Annotated in this window: 20 protein-coding genes and 1 riboswitch; of the genes, 19 read left to right on the plus strand and 1 reads right to left on the minus strand. The window is 70.5% G+C overall.

What is annotated here, in order from left to right:
• Window positions 1-3: 3 nt before the first annotated feature.
• The 17 genes from rsmH (at window position 4) to thiC (ending at window position 21,019) form a co-directional block, all read left to right on the plus strand.
• The gene (gene rsmH, locus T336_RS0102580; protein WP_026431384.1) at window positions 4-939 is read left to right on the plus strand and encodes a 16S rRNA (cytosine(1402)-N(4))-methyltransferase RsmH; all 936 of its coding nucleotides are present in this window, start codon (window positions 4-6) and stop codon (window positions 937-939) included.
• Entirely contained in the window at window positions 936-1,271 is a 336-nt protein-coding gene (gene ftsL / locus T336_RS0102585) for a cell division protein FtsL (protein ID WP_026431385.1), read from the plus strand. The genes rsmH and ftsL overlap by 4 nt, the downstream gene beginning before the upstream one ends.
• On the plus strand, window positions 1,268-3,013 hold the full coding sequence (locus tag T336_RS0102590) for a peptidoglycan D,D-transpeptidase FtsI family protein (protein WP_026431386.1): 1,746 nt from the start codon (window positions 1,268-1,270) through the stop codon (window positions 3,011-3,013). The genes ftsL and T336_RS0102590 overlap by 4 nt, the downstream gene beginning before the upstream one ends.
• Window positions 3,010-4,569, plus strand: a complete 1,560-nt coding sequence (locus T336_RS0102595) for a UDP-N-acetylmuramoyl-L-alanyl-D-glutamate--2,6-diaminopimelate ligase (protein ID WP_019700870.1) — start codon at window positions 3,010-3,012, stop codon at window positions 4,567-4,569. The genes T336_RS0102590 and T336_RS0102595 overlap by 4 nt, the downstream gene beginning before the upstream one ends.
• A complete protein-coding gene (locus T336_RS0102600; protein WP_026431388.1) occupies window positions 4,566-6,077 on the plus strand; it encodes a UDP-N-acetylmuramoyl-tripeptide--D-alanyl-D-alanine ligase in 1,512 nt (503 codons plus the stop codon). The genes T336_RS0102595 and T336_RS0102600 overlap by 4 nt, the downstream gene beginning before the upstream one ends.
• Window positions 6,068-7,246 carry a phospho-N-acetylmuramoyl-pentapeptide-transferase gene (gene mraY / locus T336_RS0102605; RefSeq protein WP_019700872.1) on the plus strand — a complete coding sequence of 393 codons (1,179 nt, stop codon included), beginning with the start codon at window positions 6,068-6,070 and terminating at the stop codon, window positions 7,244-7,246. Before T336_RS0102600 ends, mraY begins: the two co-directional genes overlap by 10 nt.
• Window positions 7,243-9,195: a UDP-N-acetylmuramoyl-L-alanine--D-glutamate ligase gene (gene murD, locus T336_RS0102610; protein ID WP_026431389.1), complete on the plus strand. Its 1,953-nt coding sequence runs from the start codon at window positions 7,243-7,245 to the stop codon at window positions 9,193-9,195. The genes mraY and murD overlap by 4 nt, the downstream gene beginning before the upstream one ends.
• On the plus strand, window positions 9,192-10,475 hold the full coding sequence (ftsW, locus tag T336_RS0102615; protein WP_019700874.1) for a putative lipid II flippase FtsW: 1,284 nt from the start codon (window positions 9,192-9,194) through the stop codon (window positions 10,473-10,475). The genes murD and ftsW overlap by 4 nt, the downstream gene beginning before the upstream one ends.
• Before the next feature lie 79 nt (window positions 10,476-10,554).
• Entirely contained in the window at window positions 10,555-11,625 is a 1,071-nt protein-coding gene (gene murG / locus T336_RS0102620; protein WP_026431390.1) for an undecaprenyldiphospho-muramoylpentapeptide beta-N-acetylglucosaminyltransferase, read from the plus strand.
• The gene (murC, locus tag T336_RS0102625) at window positions 11,622-13,049 is read left to right on the plus strand and encodes a UDP-N-acetylmuramate--L-alanine ligase (RefSeq protein WP_026431391.1); all 1,428 of its coding nucleotides are present in this window, start codon (window positions 11,622-11,624) and stop codon (window positions 13,047-13,049) included. Before murG ends, murC begins: the two co-directional genes overlap by 4 nt.
• Window positions 13,046-14,053 (plus strand): D-alanine--D-alanine ligase, encoded by a 1,008-nt coding sequence (locus T336_RS0102630; protein ID WP_026431392.1) that lies wholly within the window; start codon window positions 13,046-13,048, stop codon window positions 14,051-14,053. Before murC ends, T336_RS0102630 begins: the two co-directional genes overlap by 4 nt.
• The gene (locus T336_RS0102635) at window positions 14,050-14,877 is read left to right on the plus strand and encodes a cell division protein FtsQ/DivIB (protein ID WP_026431393.1); all 828 of its coding nucleotides are present in this window, start codon (window positions 14,050-14,052) and stop codon (window positions 14,875-14,877) included. The genes T336_RS0102630 and T336_RS0102635 overlap by 4 nt, the downstream gene beginning before the upstream one ends.
• Window positions 14,878-14,901: 24 nt before the next feature.
• Window positions 14,902-16,131 (plus strand): cell division protein FtsA, encoded by a 1,230-nt coding sequence (gene ftsA / locus T336_RS0102640; RefSeq protein WP_019700879.1) that lies wholly within the window; start codon window positions 14,902-14,904, stop codon window positions 16,129-16,131.
• A gap of 191 nt (window positions 16,132-16,322) precedes the next feature.
• Window positions 16,323-17,555, plus strand: coding sequence for a cell division protein FtsZ (gene ftsZ / locus T336_RS0102645; protein ID WP_019700880.1), 1,233 nt, complete (start codon window positions 16,323-16,325; stop codon window positions 17,553-17,555).
• 150 nt (window positions 17,556-17,705) lie between these two features.
• Entirely contained in the window at window positions 17,706-18,629 is a 924-nt protein-coding gene (gene lpxC, locus T336_RS0102650; protein ID WP_019700881.1) for a UDP-3-O-acyl-N-acetylglucosamine deacetylase, read from the plus strand.
• 12 nt (window positions 18,630-18,641) lie between these two features.
• Window positions 18,642-18,818 (plus strand): hypothetical protein, encoded by a 177-nt coding sequence (locus T336_RS27095; RefSeq protein WP_167333633.1) that lies wholly within the window; start codon window positions 18,642-18,644, stop codon window positions 18,816-18,818.
• A 55-nt stretch (window positions 18,819-18,873) separates the two neighbouring features.
• Window positions 18,874-19,000: riboswitch (TPP riboswitch) on the plus strand.
• A gap of 165 nt (window positions 19,001-19,165) precedes the next feature.
• Window positions 19,166-21,019, plus strand: coding sequence for a phosphomethylpyrimidine synthase ThiC (gene thiC, locus T336_RS0102660; protein ID WP_026431394.1), 1,854 nt, complete (start codon window positions 19,166-19,168; stop codon window positions 21,017-21,019).
• Window positions 21,020-21,048: 29 nt separating this feature from the next.
• Here thiC and T336_RS24710 read toward each other — a convergent pair whose 3' ends face one another.
• On the minus strand, window positions 21,049-22,644 hold the full coding sequence (locus tag T336_RS24710) for a methyl-accepting chemotaxis protein (protein WP_051647040.1): 1,596 nt from the start codon (window positions 22,642-22,644) through the stop codon (window positions 21,049-21,051).
• Window positions 22,645-22,992: 348 nt separating this feature from the next.
• On the opposite strand from T336_RS24710, the gene T336_RS0102670 reads away from it, so the two are divergent.
• Window positions 22,993-24,693 carry a methyl-accepting chemotaxis protein gene (locus T336_RS0102670; protein WP_026431395.1) on the plus strand — a complete coding sequence of 567 codons (1,701 nt, stop codon included), beginning with the start codon at window positions 22,993-22,995 and terminating at the stop codon, window positions 24,691-24,693.
• A gap of 113 nt (window positions 24,694-24,806) precedes the next feature.
• The gene (locus tag T336_RS0102675; RefSeq protein ID WP_026431396.1) at window positions 24,807-25,316 is read left to right on the plus strand and encodes an RcnB family protein; all 510 of its coding nucleotides are present in this window, start codon (window positions 24,807-24,809) and stop codon (window positions 25,314-25,316) included.
• The last annotated feature ends 10 nt before the right edge of the window (window positions 25,317-25,326 follow it).

Here is a 25,326-nt window from a genome sequence, read left to right on the forward strand (position 1 = left end):
GCCATGGCGGACACCACGACACTGCTGCACACCACCGTCCTGCTGGACGAGGCGGTCGATGCCCTGCTGGGGGGCGCCGGCCCCTCGCCCGCCGGCGTCTGGATCGACGCGACCTTCGGCCGGGGAGGGCATTCGCGCAGGATATTGGAGAGGCTGGGGCCGCAGGGCCGCCTCGTGGCTTTCGACAAAGACCCCGAGGCGATCCAGGAAGCAGCGCGCATCACCGATGCGCGCTTTTCCATTCGGCACGAGGGTTTTCGCCACCTGGCCGAGCTGCCCGAGCGCAGCGCGGCCGGCATCCTCATGGATCTCGGCGTGAGTTCGCCGCAGATCGACAGCCCCGGGCGCGGCTTCAGTTTCCGGTTCGACGGCCCCCTGGACATGCGCATGGACACCACGCGCGGGGAGAGCGTGGCCGACTGGCTGGCGACGGCCGACGTGGGGCAGATTGCGGAGGTGATTCGTGAATACGGTGAAGAACGGTTTGCTGGCCCCATTGCAAAGGCGATTGTTGCTCGGCGCGCGGAGCGCGGCCCGCTGCGCACCACTTCCGAGCTGGCCCAACTCGTGGCTGGCGCGGTCAAGACCCGCGAAGCCGGCCAGAACCCCGCGACCCGGACCTTTCAGGCTCTTCGGATTTTCATCAACGCAGAACTTGAGGAGCTGCAGGCCGCGCTAGAGGCCAGCCTGCGGGTGCTCGCGCCGGGCGGCCGGCTCGCGGTCATCAGCTTTCACTCGCTCGAAGACCGCATCGTCAAGCAGTTCATCGCGCAGCACTCCAAGGAGGTGTACGACCGCCGTGCGCCGTTCGCCGCCCCGCAGCCGATGCGGCTGAAGGCGCTGGAGCGCATCAAGCCGGGCGCCTCCGAGGTGGATGCCAATCCGCGCGCGCGCAGCGCCGTGATGCGCGTGGCCGAGCGCACGGAGGTGCCAGCATGACGCGCCTGAGCCTCGTGCTGCTGCTGGGCGTGCTGGCCAGCGCGCTCTACCTCGTGCGCACGCAGTACGAGTCGCGCCTGCTGTTCACCGAACTGGACCGCGCCATCGGCGAGTCCCGCCGCCTGGAGACGGAGCACCAGCGGCTGCAGGTCGAAAAGCGCGCCCAGGCCACCCCGCTGCGGGTGGAGAAGCTCGCGCGCGACCGGCTGCAGATGCGCACGGCCACGCCTGCGATCACCCAGTACGTGACGGACGACGGCACGCCCGTGCCGACCCCCACCGCACCGGCAGCGGGTGCCTCTGCGGCCACGCCCGCGGGAGCGCGCCGATGAGCCGCAGCGTCCTCTACACCTCCAGCCCGCTGCTCGCGAGCAAGACGCCCGTCTGGCGCAGCAAGTTCATCGTCGCCATGGTGGCGCTGGGCTTCCTGGCGCTGGCCGGGCGCGCGGCGTACGTGCAGGTGTTCGGCAACGACTTCTTCCAGCGCCAGGGCGAGGTGCGCTTCGCGCGCACGCTGGAGCTGCCCGCCAACCGCGGCCGCATCCTGGACCGCAACGGGCTCATCCTCGCCTCCAGCGTGCCCGCCGCCAGCATCTGGGCCATTCCGGAAGACGTGGAACAGGACAAGCCCGAGGTGCAGGCCAAGCTGCCCCAGTTGGCCAAGCTGCTGGAGATGCCGCTGCCGGCCCTGAAGGCGAAGCTGGCCGACGAGGACAAGACCTTCGTCTGGATCAAGCGCCAACTCGACTGGGAGGTGGGCCAGAAGATCGCCGCGCTCGACATCAAGGGCATCTACCAGCGCAAGGAATACAAGCGCCAGTACCCCGAGGGCGAATCGGCCGCGCACGTGGTGGGCTTCACCAACGTGGAAGACCACGGCCAGGAGGGCGTGGAACTCGCGTTCGACAAGGACCTGGCCGGCAAGGCCGGGTCGCGGCGCGTCATCAAGGACCGCATGGGCCGCGTCGTGGAAGGCGTGGGCGCCGAGGTGCCCCCCGTGGACGGCAAGGACATGCAGCTGTCGATCGACAGCAAGGTGCAGTTCTTCGCGTACCAGAAGCTGCGCGACCAAGTGGCGCTGCACAAGGCCAAGGCCGGCAGCGTGGTGGTGATTGACGCCCACACGGGCGAGCTGCTGGCGCTCGCCAACTACCCGAGCTACGTGCCCGACAAGCGCCAGAACCTCACCGGCGAGCAACTGCGCAACCGCGCCATCACCGACGTGTTCGAACCCGGCTCCACGATGAAGCCGTTCACCATCGGCCTGGCGCTGGAGACCGGCCGCGTGCGGCCCGAGACCATCGTCGACACCAATCCCGGGCGCGTCACGATCACGGGCTCCACCATCTCCGACACCCACAACTACGGGGTGCTCACGGTGGAAGGCGTGATCCAGAAGTCCAGCAACGTGGGCACGACCAAGATCGCCATGCAGATGCCGGCCAAGGAGATGTGGGAAACCTTCTCCGCCGCGGGATTCGGCCAGAAGCCGCAGATCCACTTCCCCGGCGTGGTGAGCGGCCGGCTGCGCCCCTACAAGACCTGGCGCCCGGTGGAGCAGGCCACCATGGCCTACGGCTACGGCCTCTCGGCCAGCCTGCTGCAGATGGCGCGCTCCTACACGGTGTTCGCCAACGGCGGCAAGATCATTCCCGCCACCATGCTCAAGACGAGCGAGCCCGCCGTGGGCGTGCCGGTGTTCTCCGAGCGCACCGCCTCGCAGATCCGCAAGATGCTGCAGATGGCCGCCGGCCCCGGGGGCACGGGCCAGCAGGCGCAGACCGTGGGCTACTCGGTGGGCGGCAAGTCCGGCACGGCGCGCAAGCAGGTCGGCAAGAGCTATGCCTCTGGCAAGTACCGCGCCTGGTTCACCGGCATGGCGCCCATCGAGAAGCCGCGCATCATCGTCGCCGTGATGATCGACGAGCCCAGCGCCGGTTCGTTCTACGGCGGCGCCGTGGCCGCGCCGGTGTTCAGCGAAGTCGTGCAGCAGACGCTGCGCATGATGGGCGTGGCGCCGGACATGGCCGTCAAGCCCCGGATCGTCTCCAACGGCGTGGAGGAGTCGCTATGACCGAGCCCCAGTCCCCATCCGGGCACCCCACGCCCCCGCTGCTCGGCTCCGTGCCGGAGGCGCTGGAGTGGCTGCGCGCCCATGCCCCGCATGGCGCGCTGCGCACGGACAGCCGCCAGGTCGAGCCCGGCGACATCTTCATCGCCTGGCCCGGCGCGGCCACCGACGGCCGCATGCACGTGGGCGAGGCGCTCGCGCGCGGCGCGGCCGCCTGCCTGGTGGAGCGCGAAGGCGTGGAGGCCTTCCGCTTCGGCGCCGAAGGCGTGGCGGCGCTGCGCGACCTCAAGGCCGCCACCGGCCTGCTGGCCGCCGACTGGTTCGGCATGCCCACGCAGCGCCTGGACGTGGTGGCGGTGACCGGCACCAACGGCAAGACCAGCACCACCTGGTGGCTCGCCGATGCGCTGAACCAGCTGGCAGGCAGCGGCCTGGCCACCCATGGCGGCTGCGGCCTGATCGGTACCCTGGGCGTGGGCGTGCCGCCTTCGCTGGAGGGCACGGGCCTGACCACGCCCGATCCCGTGCGGCTGCAGCAGGCCTTTGCCGGCTTCGTCGCCAACGGGCTGGGCGCGTGCGCCATCGAGGCCTCGTCCATCGGGCTCGCGGAGCACCGCCTCGCGGGCATGCGCCTGCGCGTGGCCGTCTTCACCAATTTCACGCAGGACCACCTGGACTACCACGCGGGCATGGCGGCCTACTGGCAGGCCAAGAGCGCGCTCTTCGACTGGCCCGGACTGCAGGCGGCGGTCGTGAACATCGACGATCCGCGTGGCGGTGAACTGGCGGACACGCTCGCGCAGCGCCCCGTCGATCTCTGGACCACCTCGATCACCGGCCCGGCCCGGTTGCAGGCCCGCGACATCACGTGGGGCGAGGGCGGCCTGCGCTTCACGGTGGCCGAAGGGGTGCAGGCCCACGTGCTGCAGACGCGCGTGATCGGCCACTACAACATCCACAACCTGCTCGCCGTGGTCGCCAGCCTGCGCGCGCTGGGCATCCCACTGGAGCACGCCCTCTGGGCCTGCGCGCAGCTCGCGCCCGTGCCGGGCCGCATGGAACTCATCCACGAGCCGGACCAGCCCCTGGTGGCCGTGGACTACGCCCACACGCCCGATGCGCTCGAGCAGGCCCTGCAGGCGCTGCGCCCCGTGGCAGAGCAGCGCGGCGGACGCCTGTGGTGCGTTTTCGGCTGCGGCGGCAACCGCGACCGGGCCAAGCGGCCGCTCATGGGCCGCATCGCGCAGCAGCGCGCCGACGCTGTGATCGTGACCAGCGACAACCCGCGCAACGAGGCGCCCGGTGCCATCCTGCACGAGATCCTGCTGGGCACGGTGGCCGGCACCACGGTGCAGGCCGAGCCCGAGCGCGATGCCGCCATCGCGCGTGCCATCGCCGCAGCGGATGGGGGCGACGTGGTGCTCATCGCCGGCAAGGGCCACGAGGACTACCAGGAGGCCGCGGGCGTGCGCCGGCCCTTCTCGGATGCCGCCCATGCGCGTGCCGCGCTGGCGCAGCGCGGGTCTGCGGCCCGCGGGGATGCGGGGGGCGCGGCATGAGCGGCACACCCATGCTCACGCTGCAGCAGGCGCACGCGCTCGTGCAGGCCCGCATTCCGCAGGCGCGCCTCGTGGGCGGGCCGGATGCGCTGCAGCTGCCGCTCGGCCGCGTGCACACCGACACGCGCACGCTGCAGGCGGGCGACCTGTTCGTGGCGCTGCGGGGCGAGCGTTTCGACGCCAATGAATTCCTCGCGCAGGCGCGTGCAGGCGGCGCGGCGGCGGCCCTGGCCCACCCGGGCCGGCTGGAGGCCGCGGGCCTGCCCGGCATCGAGGTGCCCGACACCCTGGCTGCCCTGGGCGCGCTGGCCGCCGGCTGGCGCGCAGGCCTCGACCTGCCCCTGATCGGCGTCACGGGCAGCAACGGCAAGACCACCGTCACGCAGATGACCGCGGCGGTGCTGCGCGCCTGGAAGGGCGATGCCGCATTTGCAACGCAAGGCAACTTCAACAACGACATCGGCGTGCCGCTCATGCTGCTGCGCCTGCGCGCCGTGCACGAGGCCGCGGTGATCGAGCTCGGCATGAACCATCCGGGCGAGATCGCGGTGCTGGCCGGCATCGCGCAGCCCACGGTCGCGCTGGTCAACAACGCCCAGCGCGAGCATCTCGAATTCATGCACACGGTGCAGGCAGTGGCAGAGGAGAACGGCTCGGTGATCTCCGCGCTGCCAGCCGGCGGCGTGGCGGTGTTCCCGGCGGACGATGCCTATGCGCCGCTCTGGCGCGGCCTGGCCGGCGCGCGCCGCTGCCTCGCGTTCGGCATGGAGCCCGGCTCCGCCGCGGACGTGCGCTGCACCCGGGCGCACTGGGAGGCCGGCGCCTGGAACGTACACATCGACACGCCCCTGGGCGGATTCGATGGCACCGTGCGCATCGCAGGGCGCCACAACGTGGCCAACGCACTGGCCGCCACGGCCTGCGCGCTGGCTGCCGGGGTTCCGCTCGACGCCATCGCGCGCGGCCTCTCGGCCTTCGAGCCGGTGAAGGGCCGCTCGCGCGCCTTCACGGCCGCGGTGCCGCAGCCGGGCGGCGGCTCCCGCCGGATCACGGCCGTGGACGACACCTACAACGCCAACCCCGACTCCATGCACGCGGCCATCGACGTGCTGGGCGAACTGCCCGGCCCGCGGCTGCTGGTGATGGGCGACATGGGCGAGGTGGGCGACCAGGGCCCGCAGTTCCACGCGGAGGCGGGATCGCATGCGCGCGACCGCGGCATCGAGCGGCTGTTCGCGCTGGGAGCGCTCGGCATTCACGCCGTGCAGGCCTTCGGGCCGCAGGCACGGCATTTCGACGACATGGCATCGCTGCTCGCGGCGGTGCGGGAAGCCGTGCCCTCTGCGGGCAGCGTGCTGGTGAAGGGATCGCGGTTCATGAAGATGGAACAGGTGGTGCAGGCGCTGGAGGCGCCGGATGCGGAGTCGCAGATCCACCCCGGAGGCAGCGGCCGTGGTGCTGCAGTGGGCGCACGCGCCGCCGCGCAAGGGGGGGCCGCATGCTCCTGATGCTGTCCCAGTGGCTGCAGGGCCTGTCGCCCGAATTCGGCTTCTTCCGCGTCTTCCAATACCTCACCTTCCGTGCGGTGATGGCGGCCATGACGGCGCTGCTCATCGGGCTCCTGGCGGGCCCGAAGGTGATCCGCATGCTCACCGCGCTCAAGATCGGCCAGCCGATCCGCGGCTACGCGATGGAGTCGCACCTGTCCAAGAGCGGCACGCCCACCATGGGCGGCGTGCTCATCCTGGGGGCCATCGCCATCTCCACGCTGCTGTGGTTCGACCTGTCCAACCGCTTCGTCTGGGTGGTGCTGGCCGTCACCCTGGGCTTCGGCGCCATCGGCTGGGTGGACGACTGGCGCAAGGTCGTGCGCAAGGACCCGGAAGGCATGCGCTCGCGCGAGAAGTACTTCTGGCAGTCCGTCATCGGCATCGTGGCCGCGCTCTACCTGGTGTTCTGCATTTCCGAGAACTCGAACGCGCGCGTGTTCGAGCTCTTCATCACCTGGATCCAGTCCGGCTTCTCGATGGACCTGCCGCCCCAGGCGGGCCTGCTCGTGCCGTTCTTCAAGGAAGTGAGCTACCCGCTGGGCGTGCTGGGCTTCGTGATCCTGACCTACCTCGTCATCGTGGGCTCCAGCAACGCGGTCAACCTGACAGACGGGCTGGACGGCCTGGCCATCATGCCGGTGGTCATGGTGGGCGCCTCCCTGGGGGTGTTCGCGTATGTCACGGGCAGCGCGGTGTATTCCAAGTACCTGCTCTTCCCCAACATCGCCGGTGCGGGAGAGCTGCTGATCTTCTGCTCGGCCATGGCCGGCGCGGGGCTGGCCTTCCTGTGGTTCAACACCCACCCGGCACAGGTCTTCATGGGCGACGTGGGCGCACTCGCGCTGGGCGGCGCCCTGGGCACCATCGCCGTGATCGTGCGCCAGGAAATCGTGCTGGCCATCATGGGCGGCATCTTCGTGGTCGAGGCCCTCTCGGTGATGCTGCAGGTCACGTGGTTCAAGTACACCAAGCGCCGCTACGGCGAGGGCCGGCGCCTGCTCAAGATGGCGCCGCTGCACCACCACTTCGAGAAGAGCGGCTGGAAGGAGACGCAGGTCGTCGTGCGTTTCTGGATCATCACCATGCTGCTGTGCCTGATCGGCCTCACCACGCTCAAGCTGCGATGAACCCGACCGATCGCGACCTCCATCCCGCCACCGGCGCCCCCCTGGGCGCCGAAGCCGCGCCATGGCCCCGCCCCGCCGCCGTGGCGGAGGACGCGCCTGCGCCAGCCGAAAGCCTGGCAGCCGACAGCCCTGCTGCCGTGGAGGCCGCAGGCACCCCTGAGCCGGTGGCGGAGACCGCCGCGCAGCCAGTGGCGCTGGCGGACGGATTCGACATGACCGCGCCGCGCGTTTCCGCGGCGCAGGAGGCTGCGGAGTTCGTGGCCCGCATCTTCGCGGACGTCCAGGCCGATGCCTCCCCGGCAGCCGATGCCGCCGCTGCCGCCTATTCGGGCGAGGCGCCCGCTAGCGACGCTGCCGGCGCGGAATCTCCGGCGGATGGAGGCGAGCCCGAGGAACCCCTGGGCCGTCCCGCGGACACGCTGCGCCCGCTCGCGGGCCGCCGCATCCTCATCCTGGGCCTGGGCGCTTCGGGCCTGGCCATGGCGCGCTGGTGCGTGCGCTGCGGCGCCGAGGACGTGACCGTGGCCGATACCCGCGAGGCCCCGCCGCAACGCGCCGTGCTGCAATCCGAACTGCCCGGGGTGCGATTCGTCTCGGGGGCGTTCGACGCGTCGCTGGTGCAGGGCCGCGGGCTGCATGCCATCTACCGCTCGCCGGGCCTCGCGCCCGATACGGTGGCGCCGGTGTTCACCGCGGCCGCCGCCGAGGAGGGCATCGCCACCGGGGGCGAGCTCAGCCTTTTCTCCATGGCGCTGGCCGCGCTCAAGGACTCCCACGGCTACGCACCCGCGGTGCTGGCCATCACCGGCACCAACGGCAAGACCACGGTGACTTCGCTGACCGGCCTGCTCGTCGAATGCGCGGGTCGCTCGGTGGCCGTGGCCGGCAACATCGGCCCGACCCTGCTCGACACCCTGGGCCGCCACCTGGATGCCGACACCCTGCCGCAGGCCTGGGTGCTGGAACTCTCCAGCTTCCAGCTCGACGGCGCGACCGGTTTCGAGCCCACCGCGGCGACCGTGCTCAACATCACCCAGGACCACCTCGACTGGCACGGCGACATGCAGGCCTATGCACGCGCCAAGGCCCGGATCTTCGGTGCGTCCGGCCTCATGGTGCTCAACCGCGAGGATGCCGCCGTGATGGACATGCTGCCGCCGCCCGTGCGCGTGAAGCTGCAGAAGCCGCAACTGCGCGCCCATGTGACCTTCGGTGCCGACATGCCCCAGCGGCCGGGCGATTTCGGCATCGAGACCGTCAACGGCATGGCCTGGCTGGTGCGCGCGCAGGAGTCCGACGAGACGGCGAAGCGCACGCGCAGCCATGCCGAGGAAGATTTGCACATCCAGCGGCTGATGCCGGCCGACGCGCTGCGCATCCGCGGCCGCCACAACGCCGTGAACGCGCTGGCCGCGCTGGCGCTCGCGCATGCGGCCGGCTGCCCGTTCGCCCCCATGCTCTACGCCTTGCGCGAGTACCGCGGCGAGCCGCACCGCGTGGAGCCCCTGGGCCGCGTGAACGAGGTGGAGTATTTCGACGACAGCAAGGGCACCAACGTGGGCGCCACGGTGGCCGCGCTGGGCGGCCTGGGGGCCGACCGACGCGTCGTGGTGATCCTGGGCGGCGATGGCAAGGGCCAGGACTTCTCGCCGCTGGGCATGCCGGTGTCGCGCTACGTGCGTGCCGCGGTGCTCATCGGCCGCGACGGGCCGCAGATCCGCGCCGCCCTGCGGGATGCGGGCGTGCCGCTGATCGACGCGCCCACGCTGCCGGAGGCCGTGCGCCTGGCCGCGCAGCGTGCCCATGCGGGCGATGCGGTGCTGATGTCGCCCGCCTGCGCGAGCTTCGACATGTTCCGCAACTACGAACATCGCGCCGAGGTGTTCCGCGAGGCCGTGCAGGCGCTCGCGGACGAGGCCGGACAGGCGCTGGAAGGGGGGCTGGCATGAACGCGGGCGCTGCTGCATCGTCTCCACAGGGCCTGCGCCAGCGGATGGCCGGCTGGTTCGGCCGCGGCGCCGCGCCCGCGGCCGACGTGCTGCCCGTGCGCGTGGGCGGCACGGAATACCGCCAGACCACGACCACCCCGGCACGCGTGCTCGGGTTCGACCAGGCCCTGCTCTGGGTGGTGGTGGCGCTGCTGGCCTGGGGGCTGGTCATGGTCTATTCGGCCTCCATCGCCATGCCGGACAACCCGCGCTTCGGCAAGATCGCGCCCACCCATTTCCTCATGCGCCACATCATCGCGCTGGGGATGGGCTTCGTGGCCGCGCTGCTCGCGTTCCAGGTGCCCATGTCCGTGTGGGAGCGCGTCGCGCCCTGGCTGTTCGTGCTCTCCATCGTCCTGCTGATGGCGGTGCTGGTGCCGCACGTGGGCACGGTGGTCAATGGCGCGCGGCGCTGGCTGTCCCTGGGCATCATGAACTTCCAGCCCTCGGAGCTCGCGAAGTTCGCGGTGCTGATCTATGCGGCCGACTACATGGTGCGCAAGATGGAGGTGAAGGAGCGCTTCTTCCGCGCCGTGCTGCCCATGGGCGTGGCGGTGGCGGTGGTGGGCGTGCTGCTGCTGGCCGAGCCCGACATGGGCGCCTTCATGGTGATCGCCATCATCGCCATGGGCATCCTGTTCCTGGGCGGCGTCAACGCCCGCATGTTCTTCCTCATCGCCGCCGTGCTGGTGCTGGCCTTCGCCATCATGGTCATGGGCAGCCCCTGGCGGCGCGAACGGATCTTCGCCTACCTCGACCCGTTCAGCGAGGCGCACGCGCTCGGCAAGGGCTACCAGCTGTCGCACTCGCTCATCGCCATCGGCCGCGGCGAGATCTTCGGCGTCGGCCTGGGCGGCAGCGTGGAAAAGCTGCACTGGCTGCCCGAAGCCCACACCGACTTCCTGCTCGCCGTGATCGGCGAGGAATTCGGCCTCGTCGGCGTGCTGGTCGTGATCGCGCTGTTCTTCTGGATGACGCGCCGCATCATGCACATCGGCCGCCAGGCCATCGCTCTGGACCGCGTTTTCGCGGGCCTCGTCGCGCAGGGCGTGGCGATCTGGATGGGCTTCCAGGCCTTCATCAACATGGGCGTGAACCTCGGCGCCCTGCCCACCAAGGGCCTCACCCTGCCGCTCATGAGCTTCGGCGGCTCGGCCATCCTCATGAACCTCGTGGCGATCGCGGTGGTGCTGCGGGTGGACTATGAAAACAAGCACCTCATGCGCGGAGGCCGCGTATGAGGTGCTTGTTTCGCCAAAACAAGCACTCGCCGCGCGCCAGCGCGGCGGGGCGCGCAGCGCCGATGAGGGGAGGCCGCGTATGACGACCACCCCCAGGACCGCCCTCGTGATGGCCGGCGGCACCGGCGGCCACATCTTCCCCGGCCTGGCCGTGGCCGAAGAGCTGCGCACGCGCGGCTGGAACGTGCACTGGCTGGGCACGCCCGGCAGCATGGAGTCCCGCATCGTGCCGCCGCAGGGTTTCGCCTTCGAGCCCATCGACTTCTCGGGCGTGCGCGGCAAGGGCCTGGCCACGCTGGCGCTGCTGCCGCTGCGGCTGCTGCGCGCGTTCTGGCAGGCACTCGCCGTGGTGCGGCGTGTCCGGCCCGACGTGGTCGTGGGGCTGGGCGGCTACGTCACCTTCCCGGGCGGCATGATGGCCGTGCTCTGCGGCAAGCCGCTCGTGGTGCATGAGCAGAATTCGGTGGCCGGCCTGGTGAACAAGGTGCTGGCCGGCGTGGCCGACCGGGTGTTCACCGCCTTCCCCGGTGCGCTGCGCAAGGGCGCCTGGGTCGGCAACCCGCTGCGCACCGCCTTCACGCGCCAGGCCGATCCGCAGGCGCGCTTCGCGGGCCGCAGCGGCCCGCTGCGCCTGCTGGTGGTGGGCGGCAGCCTGGGCGCGAAGGCGCTCAACGACATCGTGCCGCAGGCGCTGGCCCTCATTCCCGCGGAGCGGCGCCCGGTGGTCACCCACCAGAGCGGCGCCACCCAGATCGATGCGCTGCGCGCGAACTACGCCGCCGCGGGCGTCGAGGCCTCGCTCACCCCCTTCATCGACGACACCGCCACCGCGTTCGCCGAGGCCGACCTCATCGTCTGCCGAGCGGGCGCGAGCACGGTGACCGAAATCGCCGCCGTGGGCGCGGCGGCCGTCTTCGTGCCTTTCCCGCACGCGGTGGACGACCACCAGACGGCCAACGCCCGCTTCCTCGCCGACGCCGGCGGTGGATGGCTCGTGCAGCAGCGCGACCTGTCCGCCGAAGCGCTGGCGCAATTGCTACAAAATACGGAGCGCGAAGCGCTGTTGGAGCGCGCGCTGAAAGCCAAGACAATGCAGAAGATCCACGCCACCCGCGAGGTGGCGAACGCGTGCGAGGAGTTGACCGCATGAAGCACGCCATCCGCCACATCCATTTCGTGGGACTCGGGGGCGCCGGCATGTGCGGCATCGCCGAAGTGCTGTTCAACCTGGGCTACGAGATCTCGGGCTCGGACCTGGCCGACAGCGCCACGCTGCGCCGCCTGGCCGCGCTGGGCATCGCCACCCACGTGGGCCATGCGGCCGCGCACATCGAGGGTGCCGACGCGGTGGTCACCTCCACCGCCGTGCAGGCCGACAACCCCGAAGTGCTCGCCGCGCGCGAGCGCAAGATCCCGGTGGTGCCGCGCGCCCTGATGCTGGCGGAGCTGATGCGCCTCAAGCGCGGCATCGCGATCGCCGGCACGCACGGCAAGACCACCACCACCAGCCTCGTGACCAGCGTGCTCGCGGAAGCAGGGCTGGACCCGACCTTCGTGATCGGCGGGCGCCTGAACAGCGCGGGCGCCAATGCCAAGCTGGGGCAGGGCGAGTACATCGTGGTGGAGGCCGACGAATCCGATGCCTCGTTCCTCAACCTGCTGCCCGTGATGGCGGTGGTGACGAACATCGACGCCGACCACATGGAGACCTACGGCCACGACTTCGGCCGCCTGAAGTCGGCCTTCGTGGATTTCCTGCACCGCATGCCGTTCTACGGCACGGCCATCCTCTGCACCGACAACCCGGCGATCCGCGAGATACTGCCCGACGTCACCTGCCCCGTCACCAGCTATGGCTTCTCCGAGGATGCGCAGGTGCGCGCGGTGGACGTGCGGGCCGATGCAGGCCGCATGCGCTTCCGCGTGCAGCGCCGCAACGGTGTCACGCTGCCCGACCTCGACGTGGTGCTGAACCTCGCGGGCGAGCACAACGTGCTCAACGCGCTGTCGGCGATCGCCGTGGCGGTGGAACTGAACATTCCCGACGAGGCGCTGCTGCGCGCGCTCGCGCAGTTCAAGGGCGTGGGCCGGCGCTTCCAGCGCTATGGCGAGTTGCCCGCGCAGGGCGGCGGCACCTTCACCCTGATCGAGGACTACGGCCACCATCCCGTGGAGATGACGGCCACGCTGGCCGCGGCGCGCGGCGCCTTCCCGGGCCGTCGCCTCGTGCTGGCCTTCCAGCCGCACCGCTACAGCCGCACGCGCGACTGCTTCGAGGATTTCGTGAAGGTGATGGGCAGCGCCGACGCGGTGCTGCTCACCGAGGTCTATGCGGCCGGCGAGGCGCCCATCGTGGCGGCCGACGGCCGTTCGCTCGCCCGGGCGGTGCGCGTGGCGGGGCAGGTGGAGCCGGTCTTCGTGGACGACATCGGCGAGCTGCCGCGGCGCATCACGGACAACGCGCGCAGCGGCGACGTGGTGCTGTGCATGGGCGCCGGCTCGATCGGCGCCGTGCCCGCGAAGGTGGTGGACATGCTGCGGGCCGAGGCGCCGGCGGTGCAGGAAGGACGGTGACGGCGGTGGACCTGAAAGATTCCGAAATCGACGTGCGCGCCCTGGGCAAGGTCGCGGTCCTGATGGGCGGCGACTCCGCCGAGCGGGAGGTCTCGCTCATGTCCGGCGGCGGCGTGCTGCAGGCGCTGCGTGCGCGCGGCGTGGATGCGCACGCCTTCGATCCGTCGCAGTCCGACCTGTCGGAGCTCAAGAGCCATGGCTATGCGCGCTGCTTCATCGCGCTGCACGGCCGGCATGGCGAGGACGGCACCGTGCAGGGCGCGCTGGAACTGCTGGGCATTCCCTATACCGGCCCGGGCGTGATGGCGTCGTCCATCGCCATGGACAAGATCATGACCAAGCGCATCTGGCGCTTCGAGGGCCTGCCCACGCCGGACTGGCGGCTGGTGTCGAGCGCTGCCGAGACCGCGCAGGCGCTGAAGGACCTGGGCTCGCCCATGATCGTCAAGCCTTCGCGCGAGGGCTCGACCATCGGGCTCACCAAGGTCACCTCGCCCGGCCAGTGCGAGCAGGCCTACCGCCTGGCCTCGCGCTACGACCCCGAGGTGCTGTGCGAGCAGTTCATCGACGGCGAGGAAACGACCTGCCCCGTGCTGGGGCAGGGCGCGGGCGCGCATGCGCTGCCCGTGATCCGCATCGTGGCGCCCGAGGGCAACTACGACTACCAGAACAAGTACTTCACCGACGTCACGCAATACCACTGCCCCAGCGGCCTGCCCGCGCAGGAGGAACGCGAGATCCAGCGCCTGGTGGTGGAGGCGTTCCGCACGCTGCAGTGCCGCGGCTGGGCCCGTGCCGACATCATGATCCGCGCGAGCGACCGCAAGCCCTTCCTGCTGGAGATCAACACCTCTCCCGGCATGACCGGCCATTCGCTGGTACCCATGTCGGCGCGCGCCATGGGCGTGAGCTACGAGGAACTGTGCCTGCGCATCCTGGCGGGGGCGTCGCTCGACGCACGCCAGGGCCAGGAGGACGCCGCAGGGCATCCGGGAGCCGCATGACCACGAACACGCTGCCCGCACCGCTGGACGTGAAGCTCATGAACTGGACCGCGACGGTCCTGTTCGTGGGCTGCGCCGCGGCCGTGCTGGTGGCGGCCGGGTCATGGGCGCGGCACCACCCGATGTTCGCGATCGGGCGCATCGTGGTGCAGGGCGAGCTGGTCCACAACAACGCGGTGACGCTGCGCGCCAACGTCGGCCCGCACCTGGTGGGCAACTTTTTCACCATGGACCTGGCCGCCGTGCGCGAAGCCTTCGAGCAGGTGCCGTGGGTGCGCCGCGCGCTGGTGCGGCGCGAGTTCCCCAACGGCCTGCGCGTGGAGCTGCAGGAGCACGACGCCTTCGCCTACTGGGGGCCGGACGAGGGCTCGACCCTGCTCAGCACCCGTGGCGAGGTCTTCGAGGCCAGCGCCGACGACCTGGAAGACGACGAACTGCCCCGCCTGCAGGGCCCGCAGGGCCAGTCGGAAGCGGTGATGCGCATGTACCAGCGGCTCGCCCCGGTGGTGGAACCCCTGGGCGCGCACCTCGCGTCGCTGGAGCTCTCCGCGCGCGGCAGCTGGCGGGCGTCGCTGTCGGGCGGCGCGGCGCTGGAGCTGGGCGGCGGCACGCCGGAAGACGTCGAGGCACGCACGAGGCGCTTCGTGCGCACCGTGGCGCGCGTGGCGGCGCAGTACGGGCGCCGGCCCGACGCGCTGGAGTCCGCCGACCTGCGCCATCCCGACGGTTACGCCCTGCGGCTGCGCGGCGTGACCACCGTCGAGGGTGACGCACCGCGCGCCGTGCGGGCGGCCGTGCGCCGTACACCTCCAAGGAATCGCTGACCCTTAGTCAGGACACACAAAGATATGGCACGAGAATACAAAGACGTGGTGGTGGGGCTGGACATCGGGACGGCCAAGGTGATGGCCGTCGTGGCCGAAGTGCTCCCGGGCGGTGACCTGAAGCTGGCCGGCCTGGGCGTGGCCCCGAGCAACGGGCTCAAGCGCGGCGTGGTCGTCAACATCGACGCCACGGTGCAGAGCATCCAGCAGGCGCTGAAGGAGGCCGAGCTGATGGCCGACTGCAAGATCCAGCGCGTCTACACCGGCATCACGGGCAGCCACATCCGCGGCCTCAATTCGAGCGGCATGGTGGCCGTCAAGGACAAGGAAGTCACCCCCGCCGACGTGGCGCGCGTGGTCGAGACCGCCAAGGCCATCAACATTTCCTCCGACCAGCGCCTGCTGCTCGTGGAGCCGCAGGAATTCGTGATCGACGGGCAGGACGTGCGCGAGCCCATCGGCATGAGCGGCATCCGCCTGGAGGCCAAGATCCACATCGTGACCGGGGCCCAGAGCGCGGCCGAGAACATCATCAAGTGCGTGCGCCGCTGCGGCCTGGAGGTGGAGCAGCTCATGCTGAACCCGCTCGCCTCCAGCCAGGCCGTGCTGACCGACGACGAGCGCGAACTCGGCGTGGCGGTGGTGGACGTGGGCGCGGGCACGACCGACGTGGCCATCTTCACGGGCGGGGCCATCCGCCACACCGCCGTGATCCCGATCGCCGGAGACCTCATCACCAGCGACATCGCCATGGCGCTGCGCACGCCCACCAAGGACGCCGAGGACATCAAGGTCGAGAGCGGCTACGCCAAGCAGCTGCTGGCAGACCCCGAGGCGCAGGTGGAAGTGCCGGGCCTGGGAGACCGCAGCCCGCGCATGCTGTCCAGGCAGGCGCTCGCCGGCGTGATCGAGCCGCGCGTGGAGGAGATCTTCTCGCTCGTGCAGCAGGTGATCCGCGAGTCGGGCTACGAGGAGGTGCTCTCCTCGGGCATCGTGCTCACGGGCGGCAGCGCCATCATGCCGGGCATGGTGGAACTGGGCGAGGACATCTTCCTCAAGCCCGTGCGCCGCGGCATTCCGAAGTATTCCAGCGCGTTGTCCGACATGGTGGCCCAGCCCCGTGCTGCTACCGTCATGGGTTTGCTCGAAGAAGCGAGGCAGGCTCGCCTGCGCGGCTTCAAGGTGGCCCAGAAGAGCGGCTCGGTGAAGACGGCCTTCGGACGGTTCAAGGACTTCATCATCGGGAACTTCTGACATGCGTACCCCTCTGCAACGGCTTGCCCGCGGAAGTTCCCCGGCCTGTGCCCGCCTCCGATGGCGGGGCACGGGCCCTCCCGCGGCGTGCACCGGCACCCCCGCCGCATCGTTTTCCCATTCGTATGACCCACCGGCCGCAACGGCCAACCGCAAATCTCTCGTGAAAGACCAGGACTAGGAGCACCAGCATGACCATCGAAATGATCGAAGCCGAAGAATTCAACCAGGGCACGCAGATCAAGGTGATCGGTGTCGGCGGCGGCGGCGGCAATGCCGTCGAGCACATGATCTCGCGCCAGGTGCAGGGCGTGGAGTTCGTGTGCGCCAATACCGATGCGCAGGCGCTCACCCGCAGCAGCGCGCACCGCGTCATCCAGCTCGGCAACAGCGGCCTGGGCGCCGGCAGCAAGCCCGAGAAGGCCCGCGAGGCCGCCGAGGCCGCGCAGGAAGACATCCGCCAGGCCATCCAGGGCGCGCACATGCTCTTCATCACCGCCGGCATGGGCGGCGGCACCGGCACCGGCGCCGCACCCGTGATCGCGCGCGTGGCCAAGGAGATGGGCATCCTCACCGTGGGCGTGGTCACCAAGCCCTTCGACTGGGAGGGCGGCCGCCGCATGCAGAACGCCGACAACGGCCTCGCCGAACTCGAAGCCAACGTCGATTCGCTGATCGTCGTGCTCAACGAGAAGCTGCTGGAAGTGCTGGGTGACGACATCACCCAGGACGAGGCCTTCGCGCATGCCAACGACGTGCTGAAGAACGCCGTGGGCGGCATCGCCGAGATCATCAACGAGTACGGCCACGTCAACGTGGACTTCGAGGACGTGCGCACCGTGATGGGCGAGCCCGGCAAGGCCATGATGGGCACGGCGACCGCCAGCGGCCCCGACCGCGCGCGCATCGCCGCCGAGCAGGCCGTGGCCTGCCCGCTGCTGGAAGGCATCGACCTCTCCGGCGCCAAGGGCGTGCTGGTGCTGGTCACGGCTGCCAAGGGCAGCCTCAAGCTGTCCGAATCGCGCCTGGCGATGAGCACCATCAACGCCTACGCCTCGCCCGATGCCCACGTCATCTACGGTGCAGCCTACGACGACAGCCTGGGCGACGACATCCGCGTCACCGTCGTGGCGACGGGCCTGTCGCGCGCCAACGCGCGCCGCCAGCCGATTTCCGTGGTGCAGGGCGGCCTGCGCACCGGCACCGACAACATCGCCTACCAGATGCCCATCGCAGGCGCTGCCGTGGGCGCGGCCGGTGGCCTGGTGGGTGGCGCGGCATCGCAGGCCGACTACGGCAACATGTCGGTGCCCAGCGTCTGGCGCACCAACCGCACGCAGGCCGCGGCCCGCGTGGATGCACTGTCTTCGGGCGGAATGGACGACCTGGAAATCCCGGCCTTCCTGCGTAAACAGGCAGATTGAGCCCCTGAGTCGCCGTCGTCCGGAGTCTCCCGGCCGCCCCGCTTCCGCAAGGAGGCGGGGCGGCTTTTTGTTTCCGTTGTGACGCATGCGCTATGGATGGCATAGCCATCGATACGGGCAGGGACGGGTGCCGCCACCTAAAATTGCGGGATGCTCCAGCAACGCACGATCAAGACCCTCACCCGCGCCGTCGGCGTGGGCCTGCACAGTGGCCAGCGGGTCGAGCTCACGTTGCGTCCTGCCGCGCCGGACACGGGCATCGTGTTCCGCCGCATCGACCTGCCCGAACCCGTGGACATCCCGATCCGGGCGGAATCCGTCGTGGATACGCGCATGGCGTCCACCATCGGCGTGGGCGGCGCCAAGGTGCATACCGTGGAGCACCTCATGTCGGCCTGCGCGGGCCTGGGGCTGGACAATCTCTATATCGACATCACGGCCGAGGAAGTGCCCATCCTCGACGGTTCCTCCGCCTCCTTCGTGTTCCTGCTGCAGAGCGCCGGTGTGGTGCTGCAGAACGCGCCCAAGAAATTCATCCGCGTCACGCGTCCCGTCGAGGTGCGCGAGGGCCAGGGCCAGCAGCTCAAGTGGGCGCGGCTCGAGCCCTACCACGGCTACAAGCTGCGCTTCGAGATCGACTTCGCCCACCCGGCCGTGGATTCCACCGGCCAGAGCGTGGAATTCGACCTCGGCGCGGGCAATTACACGCGCGACATCGCGCGTGCCCGCACCTTCGGCTTCACGAAGGACGTGGAGATGATGCGCGCGAGCGGCCTCGCGCTGGGCGGCGGGCTCGACAACGCCATCGTCATGGACGACTACAAGGTCCTCAATGCCGACGGCCTGCGCTACGACGACGAGTTCGTGAAGCACAAGATCCTCGACGCCATCGGCGACCTCTACATCGTCGGCCGGCCGCTGCTGGCGGCCTACAGCGCCTTCCGCTCGGGGCACGCGATGAACAACCGCCTGCTGCGCGAGCTGCTGGCCCACGAGGACGCCTGGGAGATCGCCACGTTCGAGAGCGAACGGCAGGCACCCACCGGGTTCGCCGCGCCCGTGCAGGCCTGGTGAGGCCGCGCCGCCATGCTGCTCTTCCGCGGTCTGTTCTTCTTCCTGCTGCTGCTGGCGGTGGTGTCCTTCGTGTTCTACATGGCCACCGGGCAGCCGCGCTACAAGCGCTTCGGCATCGTCATCGTCAAGTGGACGGTGCTCTCGGCCTTCGCCTTCTTCGCGGTGCTGGCGCTCGAGCGCTTCCTCTGAGGCCCGATGGCGCGCCCGCCGTGGGGTGACACGGCCGGGCATCGCTCCTATACTCGCGCCTGCTCCGGGGTGCACGTAGAGACTCGAAGGGTTTCTGGGCGTGCTGAGACGGCGGACCTGACCGCCGGAACCGCGAACTTGATCTGGTTAGTACCAGCGTAAGAAGAGCTGCAGCCGGGATTCCCGCACCTGCAAGCGGACGCCTTCCAGGCGTCCGCCTGGCCGCCACGCGCCATCCCCCTTTGCATGGGGAAGGTCCGCGCAGCGGGCGCCTCCGCGAGGAGGCCGGTACGGCGCACCTGGCCCCATGCGGAGCACATTTCCACCTACCCGAGGAGATTGCCCGCATGAACGCCCCCGACAAGTTCGCCCAGCTGCTCGCGCTGACCCGCGAACCCTTTCCCGCCTCCACCAAGAGCTACCTGGCCGGCAGCCGCCCCGACCTGCGCGTGCCCGTGCGCGACATCGCGCTCACCAATGGCGAGCAGGTGAGCGTCTACGACACCTCCGGCCCCTACACCGACCCCACGGCGGAGATCGACGTGCGCCGGGGCCTCGCCAGCGTGCGCGGCGGCTGGATCGAGGGCCGTGGCGACACCGAGCGCTACGACGGCCGCAAGCCGCAGGCGCTGGACGACGGCAGCAAGTCCGAAGACGCGGCCCGCCTCGCGGCCCTGCGTGCCGAGTCCGCCGCGCTGCAGCGCAGGCCCTTGCGTGCGCGGACCGGCGCCGGCCACACCGGCAACGTCACGCAGATGCACTACGCGAAGAAGGGCATCGTCACGCCCGAGATGGAATACGTGGCCCTGCGCGAGAACGGCCGCCGCGAATGGATGGCGCCGTACCAGCAGGACGCGGCGCGCGAGCAGCGCCTGGCCGGCAATGCGATGGGCGCGAGCATCCCGAAGATCATCACGCCGGAGTTCGTGCGCGACGAGGTGGCGCGCGGCCGGGCCATCATTCCGGCCAACATCAACCATCCCGAGGTCGAGCCCATGGCCATCGGGCGCAACTTCAAGGTCAAGATCAACGCCAACATCGGCAACTCGGCCGTCACCTCCAGCATCGAGGAAGAGGTCGAGAAGCTGGTCTGGGCCATCCGCTGGGGCGCGGACAACGTGATGGATCTTTCCACCGGCAAGAACATCCACACCACGCGCGACTGGATCGTGCGCAACAGCCCCGTGCCCATCGGCACCGTGCCCATCTACCAGGCGCTGGAGAAGGTGGGCGGCATCGCCGAGGACCTGACCTGGGAGATCTTCCGCGACACGCTCGTCGAGCAGGCCGAGCAGGGCGTGGACTACTTCACCATCCATGCCGGCGTGCGCCTGGCTTTCATCCACCTCACCGCGCAGCGGCGCACGGGCATCGTCTCGCGCGGTGGCTCCATCATGGCCAAGTGGTGCATGGCGCACCACAAGGAGAGCTTCCTCTACGAGCACTTCGAGGACATCTGCGACATCATGAAGCAGTACGATGTGTCCTTCAGCCTGGGCGACGGCCTGCGGCCGGGCTGCGCGAGCGACGCCAACGACGAGGCCCAGTTCGCCGAGCTGCGCACGCTGGGCGAGCTCACGCAGACCGCCTGGAAGCACGACGTGCAGACCATGATCGAGGGCCCCGGCCACGTGCCCATGCACATGATCCAGGCCAACATGACCGAGCAGCTCAAGACCTGCCACGAGGCGCCGTTCTACACCCTGGGCCCGCTCACCATCGACATCGCCCCGGGCTACGACCACATCGCCAGCGCCATCGGCGCGGCCATGATCGGCTGGATGGGCACGGCCATGCTCTGCTACGTGACGCCCAAGGAGCACCTGGGGCTGCCCGACCGCGACGACGTCAAGCAGGGCATCATCGCGTACAAGATCGCCGCGCATGCGGCCGACGTGGCCAAGGGCCATCCGGGCGCCCGCGCGCGCGACGACGCGCTCAGCCAGGCGCGCTTCGATTTCCGCTGGCAGGACCAGTTCAACCTGGGCCTGGACCCGGAAACCGCGCAGCAGTACCACGACGAGACCCTGCCCAAGGACTCGGCCAAGGTGGCGCACTTCTGCTCGATGTGCGGGCCGAAGTTCTGCTCGATGAAGATCACGCAGGAAGTGCGCGAATTCGCGGCGCAGGGCATGCAGGACAAGGCCCAGGAGTTCCGCGGCACGGGCGGGGAGCTGTACGTGCCGATCCAGCCGGTGTGATGCCGCCCGCCCGGCCGGGCGGGGGCGGTTCAGCCCGCAGTGGGCAGCAGGCGCTGCGGGCGCGCAGCCGGCAGCGCGCTGCGTGCCGGCGGTGCGGCAGGCAGCGGCTCCTGCGCGGGCAGCACGAACTGGCCCACGAGCTGGGCCAGGTCGTGGGTCTGCAGGCGCAGGCTTTCGGTGGCGGCGGCCGATTCCTCCACCAGCGCGGCGTTCTGCTGCGTCATCTCGTCCAGCCGCGCCATGGCGGCGTGGATGGCGGCGATGTCCTCGTTCTGCGACTGTGCATGGCTGCGGATCTCGCCCATCGTGCGGGCCGTGTCCTCCACGGTCGAGACCACGCGGCGCATGGTCTGGCCGGCCTGCCGGGCCAGGCCGGCGCCGTCCTGCACCTGCTGCACCGAAGCCTGGATGAGGCCCTTGATTTCGCGCGCGGCGTCGGCCGAGCGGTTGGCGAGGCTGCGCACCTCGGCCGCCACCACCGCGAAGCCGCGGCCCTGCTCGCCGGCCCGCGCCGATTCCACCGCCGCGTTCAGCGCCAGGATGTTGGTCTGGAAGGCGATGGAATCGATCACGCCGGTGATGTCCGCGATGCGGCGCGAACTGGCCGCGATCTGTTCCATGGTCTGTTCCACCTGGCCCACCACGCCGCTGCCTTCGCGCGCCACCTGGGCCGCCCCGGTCGCCAGGGATTCGGTGCGTTGCGCCGAATCGGCGGCGCCGGCCACACGCAGGGTGATGTGCTCCAGCGCCGCCGCGGTCTCCTGCAGCCGCGCGGCGGTTTCCTCCGTGCGGCTGGACAGCTCGGCGTTGCCGCCGGCGATCTCCGACGAGGCCGAGTGGATCGCCTGGCCCAGGGACTGCATCCGGCGCACGAGCCCGCGCAGCGCCGCCTGCATCACGGCCAGCGATTCGAGCATGTGGCCGGCCTCGTCCCGCCCGTGGCCCTGGATCTCCTGGCGCAGGTCCAGCCCCGCCACCCGGTCCGCCGTGGCGCCGGCCTGGGCGATCGGCCGGGTGATGCTGCGCACCAGCCACAGCGCCAGCAGCGTGCCGGCCGCCAGCGACAGTACGCCGAACGCCAGCAGCGCCCAGCGGCCCGCGGCGCCCAGCCCGGACACCTCGGCCGCGCCGGCGTCGATGGCCTGGCGCTGCGACTGCGACAGGCCGTCCAGCGCGGCGAGCAGGCGCGTGGCCGCGGGCACGAAGCGCTCGCCGTACACCTTGCGGATGCGCTCCGTGAGGCCGGAATCCCGTGCCGCCACCAGTTCGGCGCAGGCCTGGCTGAAATCCTTGCCCGCCGAGCGCACCGCCACGATCCGTTCCGCGTCCTCGGTGCCCTGCAGGCGCTCCGCGAGCTGTGCCAGGAGGCGGTCGTACTGCCGCTGGGTGCGGGCGATGTCGGCTCCCAGGATGTCGCCCACCTCGGGCTCGGAGCTGAGGGCCACGGCCTTGTAGCGCTCCGCATTGATGGCCTGGAGCCGGTGCGCGTCGGCCACGAGCCGTTCCGTGGCGACCCGGCGGTCCACCATGGCGCTCGCCGAAGCCCCGATGCGTTGCAGCGCGACAACGCCGATGGCCGATCCGATGCCGTTGAGCGCCAGCACGGCGAGAAAGGCGCCCAGCAGCCGCCGCCCGAGCGTGCCGCGGCGGGCAGGCCGGTCCGGCCGCGTGCGGCACGAGAGGGAGGACTGGGCGTGGTGTGGAGAGTGGGATGAGAGAGTCACGCAGGAGACCTGGCAGGGCAGGTAAAGAAGACGGGCCTTGCCCGGATTCGGGTACTCTGCATCAAGGTTGTGACAATTTGTTTATGCTGGTTGCGCGTGGGTCACGTGGCCTGTGCCCGCGCCAGTCGTGCTTACCCTGCCGGTGCCACCGTCGGGCCGCCCTATAGTGGGCGCCCCGGCAGCCCACGAGGCAGCAATGGGCAGGCGCGGTTATTGCATGCGCCTTTGTAACGTTTTGTAGAGGATGTCATGAATACTCTGGGACGCTTGTCGATCCGCACGCGCCTGTACTTCGGCACGATTTTTTCCCTGGTGCTGCTTGTCGTGATCGGAGGGCTGGGCTACCTCGCCCTCGACCGCACGCGCGACACGCTGCAGGTGCTTTTTTCCCAGCGGGTGCAGACCCTGACCGACATGGCCGACCTGCGCACGACGCTGGGCACGCTGCGCCGCACCGAGAAGGACATCATCCTCAACTTCAACAACTCGGTCGAAGTGGCCTCGCAGAGGGAGGCCTGGGGCAAGACCCTGGCCGCGCTGCGCAAGAGCCTCACGGCCGTGCGCCAGGTGCAGGCGGGGGACGCGGCCTTCGTGGGCTCCATCGACAAGGCGCTGGCCGAGATCCAGCAGTACGAGGCCGGCATCTCCCCGATCTTCGAGCAGATCGAGCGGGCCCAGCTCGACGGGGCCGGCGGCGCCGCCTATGCCGACCGCCTGAAGAGCCACATGGAGGCCACCGACCAGATCCTCGCGAGCCTCGCGCAGAGCGCACGCGAGAACATGGAGGAGGCGCGGCAGGGCGTGGACGCGCGCACCGCCACCATGTCCGCGGTGATCGGCGGCGGGCTGGTGCTGGCGCTGGCGGTACTGATCCCGCTCACCTTCTTCAGCGTGCGCTCCATCACCAGTTCGCTGGCGCAGGCCCGGCTGCTGGCCGAGCGCATCGCCAGCGGGGACCTGTCGCATGAAGTCCGGCCCGCCCAGATGGACGAGGTTGGCCAGCTCGTCGTGGCCATGGGCCGCATGCAGGAGGCATTGCGCGGCCTGGTGCGACAGGTGCAGGAGGCGTCGGGCAACATCTCGACGGCCAGCACGGAGATCGCCTCGGGCAACCACGACCTGAGCCAGCGCACCGAGCAGACCGCCGCCAACCTGGAGGAAACGGCCTCGTCCATGGAAATGCTCGCCGGCACGGTGCAGCAGAGCACCCAGTCCGCACGCCAGGCCAGCGACTTCGCGTCCACCGCGGCCCAGGTGGCGGCCAGGGGCGGCAGCGTGGTCTCGCAGGTCGTGGACACCATGGGCCAGATCACCGACAGCTCGCGCAAGATCGCCGACATCACCGGCGTGATCGATTCCATCGCCTTCCAGACCAACATCCTGGCGCTGAACGCCGCCGTCGAGGCGGCCCGCGCGGGGGAGCAGGGCCGCGGCTTCGCGGTGGTCGCGGCCGAGGTGCGCACGCTGGCCCAGCGCTCCGCCTCGGCGGCCAAGGAGATCAAGGAACTCATCGGCTCCTCGGTGGAGCGCGTGGAGAGCGGCTCGCGGCTCGTGGGCCAGGCCGGGGCGACCATGACCGAGATCGTGGACAGCGTGCGCCGCGTCTCCGAGATGATCTCGGAGATCACCGCCTCGTCGGCCGAGCAGAGCGACAACATCGGCCAGATCAGCCAGTCCGTGAGCCAGCTCGACCAGATGACCCAGCAGAACGCCGCGCTGGTCGAACAGTCCACGGCCGCATCGGAGTCGCTGCGCGATCAGGCCGTGCAGCTGATCGGTGCCGTGCGCCGCTTCCGCCTCGATGACGACGGCGCGGTGGTGGAGCCCACCCTGCAGGCACCGCCGCCGCCCGGCAGCGCGCCCCTGGTGCCCCGGCCCCAGGCCGCCGCCCTGCCCGAACCCGTGCGCGGACCGGTGGCGGGCTTCGTGCGCCACGAGCCGGCTGCCTGAACGGGGCCCGGCCGGCCGCGATCGGCCCGACCGGACCGGGGTTGCGGTTTTCCCCGGCCGGGGCGGGCCGGGCATGGTGGTAGGCTGCGGCTTTTGCCCCGCAGCAACGAGCCATGATCCGTACAGACTCCTCTTGCGCCGATGCACCCGGCTCCGGCGCGCTGAACCACTTCCGCTCCGCCGGCCTGGCCCTGTTCCTCGGCCTGTCTTCCCTGGGCGCGCAGGCGCAGCCCTACGACGGCATCCCGGGCCGCGAGTACGAGCACGGTCCCGGACACCGCCGGGGCGGCCCGGGCCATGGCCCCCACGGCCACCATGCCGGCCCGCGCCACGCACCCCCGCCCCCGCCCCCGCCGCAATGGCACCACGCCGGCCCGCGCCACCATCCCGGCCCGCCTCCGCATGCCCGCGCCCATGGCCGCCGTGGTGCAGGCCCGCACCACGACTGGTACCGCGGCAGCCGCGTGCCGCCGATGTACCGCTCGCACCATTACGTGGTGCAGGACTGGCGCATGCACCATCTGGCGCCCCCGCCGCGCGGCTACCACTGGGTGCAGAACGGCCCCGACTACCTGCTGATCTCGGTCGGCTCCGGCGTCGTCGCGCAGATCGTCTTCCAGTAGCCGGAGGGCG

It is taken from the genome of Paracidovorax oryzae ATCC 19882, assembly GCF_000687165.1.
GTDB classification, from domain to species: Bacteria; Pseudomonadota; Gammaproteobacteria; order Burkholderiales; family Burkholderiaceae_C; genus Paracidovorax; species Paracidovorax oryzae.

Excerpts from the sequence above, each read along its gene's own strand:
- lpxC (WP_019700881.1), top strand. The coding sequence starts at position 17,706 with ATGCTCCAGCAACGCACGATCAAGACCCTCACCCGCGCCGTCGGCGTG.
- rsmH (WP_026431384.1), top strand. The coding sequence starts at position 4 with ATGGCGGACACCACGACACTGCTGCACACCACCGTCCTGCTGGACGAG.
- thiC (WP_026431394.1), top strand. The coding sequence starts at position 19,166 with ATGAACGCCCCCGACAAGTTCGCCCAGCTGCTCGCGCTGACCCGCGAA.
- murC (WP_026431391.1), top strand. The coding sequence starts at position 11,622 with ATGAAGCACGCCATCCGCCACATCCATTTCGTGGGACTCGGGGGCGCC.
- T336_RS0102600 (WP_026431388.1), top strand. The coding sequence starts at position 4,566 with ATGAGCGGCACACCCATGCTCACGCTGCAGCAGGCGCACGCGCTCGTG.
- murD (WP_026431389.1), top strand. The coding sequence starts at position 7,243 with ATGAACCCGACCGATCGCGACCTCCATCCCGCCACCGGCGCCCCCCTG.
- T336_RS0102635 (WP_026431393.1), top strand. The coding sequence starts at position 14,050 with ATGACCACGAACACGCTGCCCGCACCGCTGGACGTGAAGCTCATGAAC.
- mraY (WP_019700872.1), top strand. The coding sequence starts at position 6,068 with ATGCTCCTGATGCTGTCCCAGTGGCTGCAGGGCCTGTCGCCCGAATTC.
- T336_RS0102670 (WP_026431395.1), top strand. The coding sequence starts at position 22,993 with ATGAATACTCTGGGACGCTTGTCGATCCGCACGCGCCTGTACTTCGGC.
- ftsL (WP_026431385.1), top strand. The coding sequence starts at position 936 with ATGACGCGCCTGAGCCTCGTGCTGCTGCTGGGCGTGCTGGCCAGCGCG.
- murG (WP_026431390.1), top strand. The coding sequence starts at position 10,555 with ATGACGACCACCCCCAGGACCGCCCTCGTGATGGCCGGCGGCACCGGC.
- T336_RS27095 (WP_167333633.1), top strand. The coding sequence starts at position 18,642 with ATGCTGCTCTTCCGCGGTCTGTTCTTCTTCCTGCTGCTGCTGGCGGTG.
- T336_RS0102590 (WP_026431386.1), top strand. The coding sequence starts at position 1,268 with ATGAGCCGCAGCGTCCTCTACACCTCCAGCCCGCTGCTCGCGAGCAAG.
- ftsA (WP_019700879.1), top strand. The coding sequence starts at position 14,902 with ATGGCACGAGAATACAAAGACGTGGTGGTGGGGCTGGACATCGGGACG.
- ftsW (WP_019700874.1), top strand. The coding sequence starts at position 9,192 with ATGAACGCGGGCGCTGCTGCATCGTCTCCACAGGGCCTGCGCCAGCGG.
- T336_RS0102675 (WP_026431396.1), top strand. The coding sequence starts at position 24,807 with ATGATCCGTACAGACTCCTCTTGCGCCGATGCACCCGGCTCCGGCGCG.
- ftsZ (WP_019700880.1), top strand. The coding sequence starts at position 16,323 with ATGACCATCGAAATGATCGAAGCCGAAGAATTCAACCAGGGCACGCAG.
- T336_RS0102595 (WP_019700870.1), top strand. The coding sequence starts at position 3,010 with ATGACCGAGCCCCAGTCCCCATCCGGGCACCCCACGCCCCCGCTGCTC.